Source organism: [Scytonema hofmanni] UTEX 2349 (assembly GCF_000582685.1).
Classification (GTDB): domain Bacteria; phylum Cyanobacteriota; class Cyanobacteriia; order Cyanobacteriales; family Nostocaceae; genus Hassallia; species Hassallia hofmanni.
On record NZ_KK073768.1, the window covers coordinates 515,846 to 529,368 of the forward strand.

General features: G+C 41.6%; 13 protein-coding genes and 1 pseudogene. 8 read left to right on the plus strand and 6 right to left on the minus strand.

Annotated features, from left to right (window positions below):
* Positions 1–63 precede the first annotated feature (63 nt).
* Positions 64–966: an RpnC/YadD family protein gene (locus TOL9009_RS0107380; protein ID WP_029632227.1), complete on the minus strand. Its 903-nt coding sequence runs from the start codon at positions 964–966 to the stop codon at positions 64–66.
* Positions 967–1,175: 209 nt separating this feature from the next.
* Positions 1,176–1,910 carry an MBL fold metallo-hydrolase gene (locus TOL9009_RS0107385; protein WP_029632229.1) on the minus strand — a complete coding sequence of 245 codons (735 nt, stop codon included), beginning with the start codon at positions 1,908–1,910 and terminating at the stop codon, positions 1,176–1,178.
* 199 nt (positions 1,911–2,109) lie between these two features.
* Here TOL9009_RS0107385 and TOL9009_RS0107390 point away from each other — a divergent pair, with 199 nt between their 5' ends.
* Positions 2,110–3,588 carry a site-2 protease family protein gene (locus TOL9009_RS0107390; protein ID WP_029632231.1) on the plus strand — a complete coding sequence of 493 codons (1,479 nt, stop codon included), beginning with the start codon at positions 2,110–2,112 and terminating at the stop codon, positions 3,586–3,588.
* Between the two features lie 154 nt (positions 3,589–3,742).
* Positions 3,743–5,161: a coiled-coil domain-containing protein gene (locus TOL9009_RS0107395; protein ID WP_029632232.1), complete on the plus strand. Its 1,419-nt coding sequence runs from the start codon at positions 3,743–3,745 to the stop codon at positions 5,159–5,161.
* A 208-nt stretch (positions 5,162–5,369) separates the two neighbouring features.
* Here the strand turns inward: TOL9009_RS0107395 and TOL9009_RS0107400 are convergent, their stop codons facing one another.
* The 4 genes from TOL9009_RS0107400 to TOL9009_RS0107415 form a co-directional block, all read right to left on the minus strand.
* Positions 5,370–5,936 carry a phycobiliprotein lyase gene (locus TOL9009_RS0107400; RefSeq protein WP_029632233.1) on the minus strand — a complete coding sequence of 189 codons (567 nt, stop codon included), beginning with the start codon at positions 5,934–5,936 and terminating at the stop codon, positions 5,370–5,372.
* Between the two features lie 192 nt (positions 5,937–6,128).
* On the minus strand, positions 6,129–6,800 hold the full coding sequence (locus TOL9009_RS0107405) for a HEAT repeat domain-containing protein (RefSeq protein ID WP_029632234.1): 672 nt from the start codon (positions 6,798–6,800) through the stop codon (positions 6,129–6,131).
* A gap of 158 nt (positions 6,801–6,958) precedes the next feature.
* Complete coding sequence (locus TOL9009_RS0107410) at positions 6,959–7,564, minus strand: methyltransferase domain-containing protein (RefSeq protein ID WP_029632236.1); 606 nt, start codon at positions 7,562–7,564, stop codon at positions 6,959–6,961.
* A 96-nt stretch (positions 7,565–7,660) separates the two neighbouring features.
* Positions 7,661–9,115 (minus strand): MFS transporter, encoded by a 1,455-nt coding sequence (locus TOL9009_RS0107415; RefSeq protein ID WP_029632237.1) that lies wholly within the window; start codon positions 9,113–9,115, stop codon positions 7,661–7,663.
* A 227-nt stretch (positions 9,116–9,342) separates the two neighbouring features.
* Here TOL9009_RS0107415 and TOL9009_RS38475 point away from each other — a divergent pair, with 227 nt between their 5' ends.
* The 6 genes and pseudogenes from TOL9009_RS38475 to TOL9009_RS38480 all read left to right on the plus strand — a co-directional run.
* Positions 9,343–9,888: a phosphoribosyltransferase gene (locus TOL9009_RS38475; RefSeq protein WP_051502833.1), complete on the plus strand. Its 546-nt coding sequence runs from the start codon at positions 9,343–9,345 to the stop codon at positions 9,886–9,888.
* Positions 9,889–10,038: 150 nt separating this feature from the next.
* Positions 10,039–10,458, plus strand: coding sequence for a XisH family protein (locus TOL9009_RS0107425; protein ID WP_029632238.1), 420 nt, complete (start codon positions 10,039–10,041; stop codon positions 10,456–10,458).
* Positions 10,446–10,781 carry a XisI protein gene (locus TOL9009_RS0107430; RefSeq protein WP_029632239.1) on the plus strand — a complete coding sequence of 112 codons (336 nt, stop codon included), beginning with the start codon at positions 10,446–10,448 and terminating at the stop codon, positions 10,779–10,781. Before TOL9009_RS0107425 ends, TOL9009_RS0107430 begins: the two co-directional genes overlap by 13 nt.
* Before the next feature lie 167 nt (positions 10,782–10,948).
* Positions 10,949–11,008 (plus strand): annotated as a pseudogene (locus TOL9009_RS50480) (hypothetical protein); the annotation flags it as partial.
* 58 nt (positions 11,009–11,066) lie between these two features.
* Positions 11,067–11,303 carry a hypothetical protein gene (locus TOL9009_RS45280; RefSeq protein WP_144238173.1) on the plus strand — a complete coding sequence of 79 codons (237 nt, stop codon included), beginning with the start codon at positions 11,067–11,069 and terminating at the stop codon, positions 11,301–11,303.
* A 244-nt stretch (positions 11,304–11,547) separates the two neighbouring features.
* Positions 11,548–13,523: tetratricopeptide repeat protein (locus TOL9009_RS38480; protein WP_260675859.1), on the plus strand; the 1,976-nt coding region annotated here is incomplete at its 3' end.

Genomic DNA, 13,523 nt, shown 5'->3' on the forward strand with positions numbered 1-13,523 from the left:
TTGATTCTGGATTTAGATTTAATCTAAAATCGCCACGGTCACGTCAGAGAATGCTTTTTTTAGTCAACCACCACCAAATCTTGTCAACAATTCATCGCGGGATAATTCGAGTAACAAGCGACTATATTCTTGTGGTGGTAACTGTAATAAAGGCTCAATTACTCGTTCCAATTCTTCATCTAGCGAACCAAACCGGACGCGCAACAAGTTTTCTACTACTTGGCGACGTTCATCTTTTTGCCCTACTTGAACACCTTCTTGTAAAGTAGCTTCCCGCCATTCTAAATAAGCTTGCGATAAGTTCATAATCACCTCTTGGTCATCTTCTGTAAGATTTGTCTGGTTTATTACAGTTATTCGCCAACTGGTAATCAGTTCTTGGATATTTCGCCGTAATGGGTTGTTTTGGTCAAGTGACAGTAATTCGCTGACGGCTTGACGTTGCGTTTCTCCCTTACCTAAAATCCTCAACCACAGGGTTTCCAGAGTTAGTGGTAATTTATTAATCGCCACTATTGCTGTCCTAAATGAGTCTGGTAGAAAGTAAACACCCGCTAGCCAATTATCTGTATCTAATCTAGCGCCAAAACTCTCAAGTAAAGTAGTTGAAGCTGAAGTTGCCAAAATCCATAAACGCGGTAAATTATCTTCTGGTAAAGATGTATTTTCACGCTTGGCTTTGCGTTGTGATTCTCCATAAACAGAAAATAGCTTCAGCAGACAATTGCGTACCTCGGTTTTACTGGGTTGATTGCGGAAAGGTTCCAATAATGAGGCAGTTGTGGCAATTCTACCAAGTAACCCAAGAGATTGAAGGTCAGCATTAGGGGAAGATATCGGAGAAAACAAGATATCTACTTGGCGAACTTCATCTGTGACTTCCCGACTTACTTCTACCTTTCCAAATGGGGAAAGCAATTCTTCTAAATATTGTTTAGCAAATTGGTCGTGTGGTTGTCGGGTCATGGAATTGTTAGCAAATCATCACAAATCCGAAGTTAGGACATAACGCCCTCAGCATGGAATGCTGGGGCTAAACGAACGTTCGCGCAGCGTCCCGTTCGCGTTAGCGTCTCCGAAGGAGAAGGGAAGCCCACCTGCGTGGGCTAAATTAGGCGCATCTTCATAGAGAAATGGTATTAGGTATTATGACATTGGCGTAGTGGAACTTCACTTTAAAGTAGGGGCTGTATCGGCAGCAAAGCTTGTAAATCTAGGGAGGCGAGGCGCTGGTAGGCTTGATCTATGAAGCGCTTGCCTCGCAGAAACCCTGTGTTGGCACCTGGACAAATATACTGAAGAGTTTCTGGTGTAAAGCGTTCTAACAAAAACTTAACACTTTTAATTTGTCGATTCCAGTGAAAGGTTTTGGCTGTTCGTAATGGTACTGGATCGCCCTGCTGGTTGGGGAGTAAATGGCGTCCAGAAAATAGTACTCCTCCAAGTTCACTGTAGTACAGGCAAGAGGAGCCGGGAGAATGTCCTGGTGTCCAAATCACTTGTGCTGTATTATCCAGAGTGTATTCGTAAGCGAAGGTAGTGAGGGTTAATCCGGGTATTAGATAAGCTTCTTGCTCTTGAATGAGAATCTGACAGTTGAAGATTTGCTGAAATTCTGCTGTTTTTGCGATCGCACCCCGATGAGTGATGAATAGGTAGTGTACACCTCCGTGCGATCGTAAAAAATCCTGATTTGTTTGGTCTAAGGCAGGGCAATCTATCAAGATATTACTTTCATTTCCTACAATAAAGTAAGAAGTCCCCCCTAATGTGTCCCGATTTGGTGGAAAGGCAAAAATGTTGTTTTGCCCGAAGTTCGATTTGAGGGTTTCTTCAATCGAAATTTTCCCACAGAACACAGCCTGTGGTGACTTAACTGTATGATTTGGCTGTTGAGGTATGGGGCACATGAGTAAAAAACCACGCAAAGAACGCAGTTGTGGAAATGGTTACAGTGTTGAAATTCTTAAGAATTGATACTTAAGAGTTGATAAGCACTTTAACGATTGTTAGGAGTGAAAAATTGGAGCTTGAGGTCTGGTTTGTAGTAAGTGCTGTGGTGCTAATACCTTTTGGTGGGACATTGTTCTCAAAATATCTGAAAATAAAATGACATTTTGGTTTCTCCTTCTACTGGGACTATTTACTTATCTAATGGTGCAGCGCAGTGTCGCTAATATCACCAAGACACCAGTGTGGCTGTTGTGGTTGGTGTTAATGACACCAGCATTAGTGTTAACTGGCTGGACGCTGATGTATGGAGCGAAACAAACTCCCCCACCATCGCTAATCGTTTGGCCCTCAATGATCTGCATTCTGTTATACTGGCTGTTGTTTCAATGGGGGCGTCAAGCACCAAAAAACACACAGACCGAACCCCAAATCTCCGAATCACAATCGGCTACTCATCCTACCGCAGAACCAGTGACAGTGCGTCCCATTGAGCCAACAGAAGAAACCCAGTTACGAAATTGTTTTCCCTGGTCTGTATACTACATCCAAAATATTGAGTATCGACCACAAGCTGTGATTTGCCGGGGACAGTTACGATCCTCCCCGACTGAAGCGTATCAAAAAATTAAGGCAAATATTGAAGCACAATTTGGCGATCGCTTCTTGGTAATATTTCAAGAAGGTTTCAATAGCAAACCTTTCTTTATCCTCACTCCCAACACCCAAAAGAACGCCAAAGCTGATACACGTAACCCAGAACAGCTAACACGACCAGGATTAGCCCTTTTACTAGTGCTTGGTACTTTGGTAACTACTACCTTCGTGGGAGTAAAAATGGCTGGTGTTGATTTGACGACATTGGAATCTAACCCAGTTAATCTGTTAAAAGGATTGCCTTATGCTTTAACGCTAATGACCATTTTGGGCATTCATGAACTTGGTCATTATTTAACAGCTCGATTCTATAAAATTCGCTCGACACTGCCATATTTTATCCCGATGCCGTTTTTCTTGGGAACCTTCGGTGCATTTATTCAAATGCGTAGTCCGATACCCAATCGCAAAGCTTTATTTGACGTTAGCATCGCGGGACCACTTGCAGGCTTTGTTGCGACTTTGCCTTTACTAATATGGGGTTTAGCTCATTCTGAGGTGGTTCCTTTAGCTGAAAAAAACGGACTGTTAAATACTGATGCTCTCAATCCTAAATATTCTATTTTAATGGCGTTGCTGTCGAAATTAGCGCTATCGAGTCAGTTAACGTCACAATCAGCGATTGATTTGCATCCAGTAGCGATCGCAGGTTTTCTCGGACTAATTGTCACAGCGTTGAATTTGATGCCGGTGGGACAACTCGATGGAGGTCATATTGTCCATGCGATGTTTGGGCAAAGAAAAGCGATCGTAATTGGTCAAGTTGCTCGCTTATTGCTGCTACTACTTTCTTTAGTACAGTCGGAATTTTTCTTGTGGGCAATTATCTTGTTATTTATACCGCTAATTGATGAACCCGCTTTAAACGATGTCACAGAACTAGATAATAAACGTGATATTTGGGGATTAGCAGCAATGGCTTTGTTGGTACTGATTATACTACCACTACCACAGGCGATCGCTCGCTTGTTGCAAATATAAACAGCATCAGGAGAAAAAATAAAAGCTTAAGCGCTTCTATTAGTAAAAAAATAAGTTTAGATAAAATATGATGATGTTTGATGAGTTTTTTTTGCAATTAAAAAAATGCTTAAAAGACTATGAATATTGAAGTTTATTTACTTAGTGATTAATTATGGAAAATCTGCCACTAATTGTTTCTACCATATCAACAATATCAATAGTAGTAATTGGCGTATTAGTTCTGCAACTTAAACAGAGCTTAAATGCTACGATAACAGAACAAGAAAAACTACTAAAATTTGTAGAAGCGGCTAACCAGCTAAATAAAGAGCAATATCAAATAACTGTTGAAGCTCGAAAAAAGCAGATTGAATCTTGTGAAAATGTCCAAAATCAGTTTGCAAGTATAATTGAAGGAAGTTCGGATCTAGAAAATCGTCTGGTTGAGGTACTAGAAGTCAACAATAATTCTAGAGAAAGCCTTACCCATATGGTGCGGGACAACGCAGAAGTGCAATTAGCAAAGTTGCAAGCTTTGGGTAATCAATTAGAGATAATTACACCTGTGTCATCGCAGGTTGAAAATCTAATTAAAGAAAATTTAAATTTAGAAAATCGGCTACGAGAAACAATTGCTAATTTACTACAAAGCAATCTAGAGATGCTCCCAGAAAAGTTGCAATCACTAGAAAATAAACTTGAAACATTTGCATCTGTAGAAACCCAAGTTGAAACTTTGATTGTAGCCAATAAAAATCTAGAAAATCGTTTGATTCAGTTACTAGAAGCTGACAATAATAAGAGTGAAAGTCTTGCTCTTTTGCTGCAAGGTAAAGATATACAACTAGAGAAGTTACAAACCCTAGAAAAGAAATTTGATGCATTTACAACGTTGCAAAATCAAGTTGAAAGTCTAATTAAAGGAACTTCCAATTTAGAAACTCAGTTGAAAGCAAGCATTGCGAAGTTAGTCCAGGGGAATACAGAGGTACAACTAGAGAAGTTAGAAACTCTAGAAAAGAAATTTGATGCATTTACAACGTTGCAAAATCAAGTTGAAAGTCTAATTAAAGGAACTTCCAATTTAGAAACTCAGTTGAAAGCAAGCATTGCGGAGTTAGTCCAGGGGAATACAGAGATACAACTAGAGAAGTTTCAAACTTTAGAGAAGAAATTTGATGCATTTACAACGCTGCAAAAGCAAGTTGAAAGTTTGATTCAAGGAACTTCACATCTTGAAACTCAGTTGAAAGCAAGCATTGCGGAGTTAGTGCCGGGTAACACAGAGGTACAGCTAGAGAAGTTAGAAACCCTAGAAAAGAAATTTGATGCATTTACAACGTTGCAAAATCAAGTTGAAAGTTTGATTCAAGGAACTTCAAATCTTGAAACTCAGTTGAAAGCAAGCGAGGTACAACTAGAGAAGTTACAAACCCTAGAGAATAAATTACAGGAATTTGAAACTGTCAAAACTCAAATTGAAAATTTAGTTCAAGTAATCTCAAATCTAGAAAATCGCATTACAAATTCCCAGGAAGCTAACAGACCAAAAACCAAAGGATTTAAAAAGACTACGCTAGGAACTGATTAAATATGTAAATTCGTAGTGAGCGGTTTACCGCTCATATCAAAGGTTTTAAGGGCTGATATCATGTCCGGAAAATTACTTACAATCTAAAGACGTTCCTACAAAAGACGTTCCAGCGGAACGTCTCTACGACGACGGTAGGTAGGTTTTTATGTTAATTAAACGGACATGATATGAAACCCCCGGAAAACCGAAGAGTTAAGTAACAAAATTAACTTGACGCTGAGTTAGCAGCTTCAGATACTTTTGCTGGTGGTGTAGTAACACCCATACGAATTTCAGAAGTGAACGAAGCCATGCTGAAACCGCCAAAACGCTTCAGGACACTTACCCGCATCCGTAAATTGGGACTAGCAAACCACAGACGTTCTTCAGACCACATGGTTTCATACTCTGTGATTAGTGTCAAGGCGTCATCACTACCCATTTTATAGCTGCCGGCAACTGGAGCTTTCTCCGCATAGCCCATTTCCCGCAGCAACTTACCTTCATTAGGATTATCTTGATTGGGGACGGTAGCCAACACTGTTGAACCAGTGTGTTTTTCTTCATCCCATTCCATTGTCCCATTCCAGGTAACTCTGGCACCACAGGAAGCAAGTTTTGGGTCGATTTCATATTGTTGACACAATTTGGCTACTTCTGGATGATCTGCTGCAAGCATCTCAATTACAATATCTGACTTGCCGTCTTCAGATTGCTTGAAAGCCAAGTGGTGACTGGTACGATGAGAAAACCATTTACCTGCGCTCAATTCAAAAAATTCTTCAATATTCATAAATGAAATTACCTTTCATCAAAATACAAAAAATCCCACTTATTAAAAAATAGCAGGAGGTGTTGATTAAAAGGGGAAATGGGGGATAAGGGGGACAAGGGGGACAAGGGGGACAAGGGGGACAAGGGGGAAATATTTCTTCTTTCTTACTATGAGTCCCTTTCCCCTTTCATCTGTTGAATGCTGATTATATCAACCTGCTTGTTCAAGTCGTTTGAGGGAAATTCTTGCGGCTTCACGAACATGAGAATGGTTGTCTTTTTCTAGGTATTTCAAAGCGGAAACCGTCTTCGCACTGGGAAGATTACCTAATGCTTCTGCTAGACGCTGCCGTACTAACCAATCTTCTGATTGAGCAAAGTCCAGGATATGATCTACAGAGCTAATGTCTTTGATTTCTCCCAATGCTGCGATCGCAGCTTGTTGTATTACTACTTCTTCACTCTTCAATGCTTGAATCAGTACATCATGAGCGCGGGGGTCTTTAATATTACCTAAGGAAACCGCTGCACTAAACTGTACTAGCCAATCGGTATCTTCGTAAAATGCTCGTGACAATGGCTCAAATGCTCTAACGTCACCTAAATATCCTAACGCACCAGCGGCATCAGCGCGTATACCATAATCTGGGTCAGATTCTAAAATTTTTATCAAAATAGAGTAACATTCTTCTGTCGGTTTAACTCCCAAGGCAAATACTGCCATTGATCGCAGTTGCAGAGATTCGTCATCTAATACCTTTTTAATTAAGGGTACTGCGTCTTCATTGGATACATGACGCAAATTGGCAAGCGCTACCATGCGATCGCGCAAATTCTCGCTTTCTAACTGACTGGAAATTTCTTCAATGCTTAGATTTGCCATTTATTTTAAGTTTGTTTACTTATCTTTACATTATATGTAACATTTCTTTTCTATCAATGCATAGGTTAGATGGTAGGTTTATCCGTACCTGTTGGGAAATATATACTTGTAGACGCGATTAATCGCGTCTTTGATGGGTGTAGTTTCAATCTTAAGATTTAATTTTTGACAACGGTAAATCGTCCTAAATGTTCTTCTCCCTGACGATCGCGTATGGAATTCGTGACTGGGATCAAAGAATGAATTTGAAAATCTGTCTCAAAGTAGTGGCAAATTTCCTCTGGAGTCATACCAAAGGGTGGTCCTCCAGGTCGATTATGTGTGAAAAATAAGCCAATTAGTTGTCCTTGCGGCTTTAAAATTGATTTTGCAAGCTGCACGTAATCTTGACGCTGTGCTGGTTCGATCGCACAAAAACAAGTGTGTTCTAATACGTAATCAAAATAGTTTTCATACTCTGCTGGTAAATCAAAGATGTCTCGCTGTAGGAATTTAGCGGAACTTTGAGATGCTTCAGCTAAAGCGATCGCATCGGTAATTGCCGATTCTGCAAAGTCAAATCCGATAACTTCAAATTGATGTGCAGCAAATAGCAAAGCGTCATAACCTCTACCACAGCCTAACACGGCAATGCGACCGGGTGAGGGTGCTGTTGTGGATTGTAATAGAGTTACAAAGGGTGGTGCTGCTTGTTTGATATCCCAGCGATCGCTTTTCTCTTGATAGCGCTGTTCCCAATATTCGGGATTAGCTACTGAATGCATAAAATTAAGTTTTTGTAAAGATGCAGAAGTGGGAGATGTGAAGAAAAACGAACCGCAGAGACGCAGAGAACACAGAGGAAAGAGAAGGAGAGGGTTTTAAGAATGATTTTGGACTCCTTCTTTACGTTGTTTGAGTTTGAGCAAAATTTCTGCGTGTACTTCGCGGGTAAGTGGGTAAAAGTAAGCTAAAATTAACCCGCAAACTAAGGCGATCGCTGGTATGGGACCAATAGAAAAGCGAATGACGTCTAATACTGAGTTTGGTTGAATTGGGATGGCAATTTCGGTTGTGGGTTTAATATATCCTGCTGTTCCCAGTCTTTGTAAAACGATGTTGACGGCAATTCCTAAACAGATTTTTTGTACAAATACGATGAAACTGTAGAAAATGCCTTCACGTCGCTGTCCTGTATTTAATTCGTCGAGTTCAATTACATCAGGTAACATTGACCAAGGAACAAGATAAGCTGTAGATACTCCAAAACCTGCCATCACTGCTAAAACATACATCAAGGCAATTTGACCGGGTTGTACGAAAAAGAGTCCACCTTGGGCGATAAGCCACAAACTCATTCCCATAAAGTATACAGCTTGTTTGCCGTAACGCCGACTGACTGCATTCCAAACAAATAGCATAGCCATAGCGGTTCCTTGCACCGCTAAAAGTACTAAGCTAATGTGCCATTGGGGAAGACGCATCCAACTGGTGACGTAGTAGGGTATGATGCCGGCAGTCAGTTGCACGGCTAACCAAGAGCATAAATAAATACCAACTACGAATAAGAAAGGACGATTTGTAAAAGCAATTTTCAGTTGCTGGAATATGGGCAGAGATACACTTTGCTCAGTTTCTGGGTGTAGTTTGGCGACAGCTTGAGCGCGTTTTCTGGTTCCCCAAACACACCAGTATACAGGCAAAACTGAGATGATTGCACAGATTGCTCCTATTAAAAGATATTGTTGACGGCGATCGCTTGGAACTAGTAAAGAAATAACTAAACCGATCATTAAGGCAAGAATACTACCGCCAATGGAAAAGGAAAAGCGAAAACTATTTAGACTGGTGCGTTCGTCGTAGTCTTGGGTTAGTTCTGCTGTGAGGGCGGTATATGGTAAATTAACAATTGTAAAAAAGGCGTTAAATAAAATCGATATCGCAGTGTAATACCAAAATAAACCCCACTGATTCGCATTTTCGTTATTACTAAAGTGTGGTACAATCCACTGCAAAAAGAAGAAAATACCAAAGGGAATTGCTCCCCAAATCATCCAAGGATAACGTCTTCCCTGCTTGCTTTGAGTGCGATCGCTCAACACTCCCACCATCGGATCGTTGACAGCATCCCAAACTTTGCCGACTAGTTGAGTTTGTCCGGCTAAAGTGGGACTTAATCCAGCTACATCCGTTAAAAAAGGCGATAAATAAGAAATGCCAATCATCGCTGCGATCGCTGTTCCCAAATCCCCCGCACCAAAAGCAAGTTTAGTACTTATGTCTAGCTTTTCGCTTTCCCCAGATTGAGAGTAGGCATTATCGTCAGAATCATTCATAATATGTTGCGCTCATATTACAGCACTTTTCAGGTAATTAAACTATACCCTGACCTCTCTCCAAACCTCTCTCCTGCAAGGAGAGAGGCTTTGAATTTCTCCCCTTCCCTCTCTTCGAGACGCTGCGCGAACGTAGGGAAGGGGGTGGGGGTTAGGTCTCATTACCTAAAAATCACTGTAAAATAAAGAGTTTGCTATCCCTGTTTTAGCTATAAATTATATTGCTTATGCCAGACATTTACGTTTCTTGGTCAGATTATCACCAGAAAATTGAACAACTGGCTGCTCAGATTTATCAATCGGGTTGGGAATTTAACCAGATTATCTGCCTTGCTAGAGGTGGACTTAGGATAGGAGATATCATTTCCCGTATATACGATCAGCCGTTAGCGATTTTAGCCGCATCATCTTACAGTGGTTCTGGCAAGCAAGAAAGAGGCAATTTAACCTTCTCGCGTCACATGACCATGACTACTGAAGAGTTAGGTTCGCGGATTCTCTTAGTCGATGATTTGGTAGATTCTGGTGTGACGCTGCAAGAAACTATTCCTTGGTTAAAGGAAAATGATGAGTTTGCCATTGAGGAAATTCGCACTGCTGTACTTTGGTATAAAGCGTGTTCTGCGATCGTTCCCGATTACTACGTTGATTATTTAGCGGATAATCCTTGGATTCATCAACCCTTTGAGCATTACGAATACATGAAGCCGGCGGATTTAGCGGAAAAGGTGAGAGGTAGAGACGTTCCGCTGGAACGTCTGTATGGGAATTAGGTAGAGACGTTCCAGCGGAACGTCTGTAGGGGAATTAGGTAGAGACGTTCCGCTGGAACGTCTCTACGGGAGTTAGCAGTTATGGAGTGCGATCGCACTTAAAAATGCAATGAGATAGTATTTAAGTAGGAAATATTATCACCGATAAATATGTCTGCCAAAGATGTCTTTCATGAAGTTGTCAAAAAAGCTTTACAAAAAGACGGTTGGCAGATAACTCACGACCCATTATCATTCAGTGTGGGTGGTGTAAATATGTCAATTGACTTGGCAGCAGAAAAGCTAATTGCAGCAGAACGCGAAGGAGAAAAAATTGCTGTGGAAGTCAAAAGCTTTTTAGAGAGATCGTCTGCAATCTCAGAATTTCATACAGCATTAGGTCAATTTATCAATTATCGAGGGGCATTAAGGCGTAGAGAGCCAGAACGTATTTTATATTTAGCAGTGCCTCTGACAACTTACAAAACTTTTTTTCAGCTTGATTTTCCCAAGGAAATGGTGCTAGAAAATCAAGTCAAGATGATTATTTATGATATAGAGCATGAGGTAATTGCTGAATGGAAAAATTAGCACAATACCGCAAAATTGTACAGCAGATGCTTTCTGAATACGGCAAGCAAAAACCCGCTTACGGGGATATAGAAGTTGAGAAAATTTTTGATACAGAACGCGACCATTACCAAATCGTTCATGTAGGCTGGGAAGGTCAGGATTGGGTGCATAGCTGTATCATCCACATTGATATTAAAGGCGAAAAAATTTGGCTTCAGTGGAATAGTACAGAGGATGATATTGCCGCTGATTTGGTTGCTGCGGGAGTCCCAAAGGAAGATATTGTGCTGGGATTTCAGTCACCATTTATGAGGCAGTTTACGGAATACGCTGTAAGTTAGGGTCTTTTCAAACTCAATACGGTTCGGATAAGGTAAGTTGAAAAACGATTTGCCCCGACTTCTTACTTAATAAAGTTTTGCATAAAAGCGTAGCGTTTTTAATTGCGTCGGGTCACAATGCGATTGCATCGGGTCACAATGCGATTGTGTCGAGTCACAATGCCATTGTGTCGGGTCACAATGCCATTGTGTCGAGTCACAATGCCATTGTGTCGGGTCACAATACGATTGTGTCGGGTCACAATACGATTGTGTCGGGTCACAATACGATCCGATCGCGATCCAATGCCATTGCATCGAGTCACAATGCGATCCGATCGCGATCCAATGCCATTGCATCGAGTCACAATGCGATCCGATCGCGATCCAATGCCATTGCATCGAGTCACAATGCGATCCGATCGCGATCCAATGCCATTGCATCGGGTGACAATGCGATGCGATCGAGTGACAATGCGATCGCATCGGGTCACAATGGATATCTTGCACCATTCTCAACAACCGCCTCAGAATGAATTCTGAGGCTAATAGCTAAAGTCGTCTAAAGACGACTGAACAAGGGTTTGAGTCCACTTAAGTGGACTTCAGCTATTAGCCTGGGAATTAATTCCCAGGTGGGTTAGAAGGCTAATTGAGAATAATGCAAAACAATCAAGTCAAGTAGAGAACTGGGAAATCTAAATATTTTTAAATTATTTACCGAGAGATTTTATAAACTCGGTATTATCTGTCTCACACCCCCAACCCAGCCAGGAAGCACAAATACGTGTCTAGATTCTCCCGGCAAAAAGCCAAAACCCAAGGTTGCATCAAGTTGGTATCCTGGTCAATTACAGCAGCACTGGCATTAGGGCTGCTAGTCAGTATACCAAAAGAGGTGACAGGACAATCTCAGCCTTCACTGTCAGCACAACAGTCAGCAGAGTTGGAAGAAGCCAAGCGACTGAATCAACAAGCCGGACAGTTGTATAACGCAGGCAAGTACAGTCAAGCCATCCCCCTAGCAGAACGGGCAGTGGCAATTCTTGAGAAAGCACTGGGCAAAGAACATCCGGATGTCGCAACTAGCCTGAACAATTTGGCACAACTGTACTATGCACAGGGTAGCTATGAAAAAGCTGAACCTCTGTATTTGCGATCGCTGGCAATTAAAGAGAAAGCACTGGGCAAAGAACATCCGGATGTCGCTAATAACCTGAACAATTTGGCTCTACTATACCAAGCTCAGGGGAGTTATGAAAAAGCTGAACCTCTGTTTATGCGATCACTGGCAATTAGAGAGAAAGTACTAGGCAAAGAACATCCTCTTGTCGCACAAAGCCTAAACAATTTGGCTTCCCTGTACCTAAAACAGGGAAACTATCAAAAAGCGGAACCTCTGTTAGTGCGATCGCTGGCAATTAGAGAGAAAATACTGGGTAAAGAACATCCCGACATCGCTAATAGCCTGAACAATTTAGCAGGCTTGTACCACGCACAGGGCAGTTATCAAAAAGCTGAACCTCTGTATTTGCGATCGCTGGCAATTAACGAGAAAGTATTCGGTAAAGAACATCCGGATGTCGCTACTAGCCTGAATAATTTGGCTTCCCTGTACCTAAAACAGGGAAGCTACCAAAAAGCTGAACTTCTGTTAGTGCGATCGCTGGCAATTAGAGAGAAAGTACTGGGCAAAGAACATCCAAATATCGCTGCTAGCCTTAACAATTTGGCACTACTGTACCAAGCACAGGGTAGCTATGAAAAAGCTGAACTTCTGTTAGTGCGATCGCTGGCAATTAGAGAGAAAGTACTGGGCAAAGAACATCCCAATGTCGCAACTAGCCTGAATAATTTGGCAGGACTATACCGAGAACAGGGAAGCTATCAAAAAGCTGAACCTCTGTTTGTGCGATCGCTGGCAATTAGTGAGAAAGTACTCGGCAAAGAACATCCGGATGTCGCACAAAGCCTGAACAATTTGGCAGAACTATACCGAGTACAGGGAAGCTATGAAAAAGCTGAACCTCTGTTTGTGCGATCGCTGGCAATTAGAGAGAAAGCACTGGGTAAAGAACATCCGGATGTCGCACAAAGTCTGAACAATTTGGCTTCTCTATACCAAGATCAGGGGAGCTATGAAAAAGCTGAACCTCTGTATTTGCGATCGCTGGCAATTATAGAGAAAGCACTGGGCAAAGAACATCCCAATGTCGCAACTAGCCTAAACAATTTGGCACAACTGTACAAAGCTCAGGGGAGCTATAAAAAAGCTGAACCTCTGTTTGTGCGATCGCTGGCAATTAGAGAGAAAGCACTGGGTAAAGAACATCCGGATGTCGCACAAAGTCTGAACAATTTGGCTTCCCTATACCAAGATCAGGGGAGCTATGAAAAAGCTGAACCTCTGTATTTGCGATCGCTGGCAATTTACGAGAAAGTACTGGGCAAAGAACATCCCAATGTCGCAACTAGCCTAAACAATTTGGCACAACTGTACAAAGCTCAGGGGAGCTATAAAAAAGCTGAACCTCTGTTTGTGCGATCGCTGGCAATTAGAGAGAAAGCACTGGGTAAAGAACATCCCAATGTCGCAACTAGCCTGAATAATTTGGCACAACTGTACCGAGAACAGGGGAGCTATAAAAAAGCTGAACCTCTGCTTGTGCGATCGCTGGCAATTAGAGAGAAAGTACTGGGCAAAGAACATCCCAATGTCGCAACTAGCCTAAACAATTTGGCACAACTGTACAAAGCTCAGGG

Coding starts and splice junctions, on each gene's coding strand:
- TOL9009_RS0107380 (WP_029632227.1), bottom strand. CDS start 966: ATGACCCGACAACCACACGACCAATTTGCTAAACAATATTTAGAAGAA.
- TOL9009_RS0107385 (WP_029632229.1), bottom strand. CDS start 1,910: ATGTGCCCCATACCTCAACAGCCAAATCATACAGTTAAGTCACCACAG.
- TOL9009_RS0107390 (WP_029632231.1), top strand. CDS start 2,110: ATGACATTTTGGTTTCTCCTTCTACTGGGACTATTTACTTATCTAATG.
- TOL9009_RS0107395 (WP_029632232.1), top strand. CDS start 3,743: ATGGAAAATCTGCCACTAATTGTTTCTACCATATCAACAATATCAATA.
- TOL9009_RS0107400 (WP_029632233.1), bottom strand. CDS start 5,936: ATGAATATTGAAGAATTTTTTGAATTGAGCGCAGGTAAATGGTTTTCT.
- TOL9009_RS0107405 (WP_029632234.1), bottom strand. CDS start 6,800: ATGGCAAATCTAAGCATTGAAGAAATTTCCAGTCAGTTAGAAAGCGAG.
- TOL9009_RS0107410 (WP_029632236.1), bottom strand. CDS start 7,564: ATGCATTCAGTAGCTAATCCCGAATATTGGGAACAGCGCTATCAAGAG.
- TOL9009_RS0107415 (WP_029632237.1), bottom strand. CDS start 9,115: ATGAATGATTCTGACGATAATGCCTACTCTCAATCTGGGGAAAGCGAA.
- TOL9009_RS38475 (WP_051502833.1), top strand. CDS start 9,343: ATGCCAGACATTTACGTTTCTTGGTCAGATTATCACCAGAAAATTGAA.
- TOL9009_RS0107425 (WP_029632238.1), top strand. CDS start 10,039: ATGTCTGCCAAAGATGTCTTTCATGAAGTTGTCAAAAAAGCTTTACAA.
- TOL9009_RS0107430 (WP_029632239.1), top strand. CDS start 10,446: ATGGAAAAATTAGCACAATACCGCAAAATTGTACAGCAGATGCTTTCT.
- TOL9009_RS45280 (WP_144238173.1), top strand. CDS start 11,067: ATGCCATTGCATCGAGTCACAATGCGATCCGATCGCGATCCAATGCCA.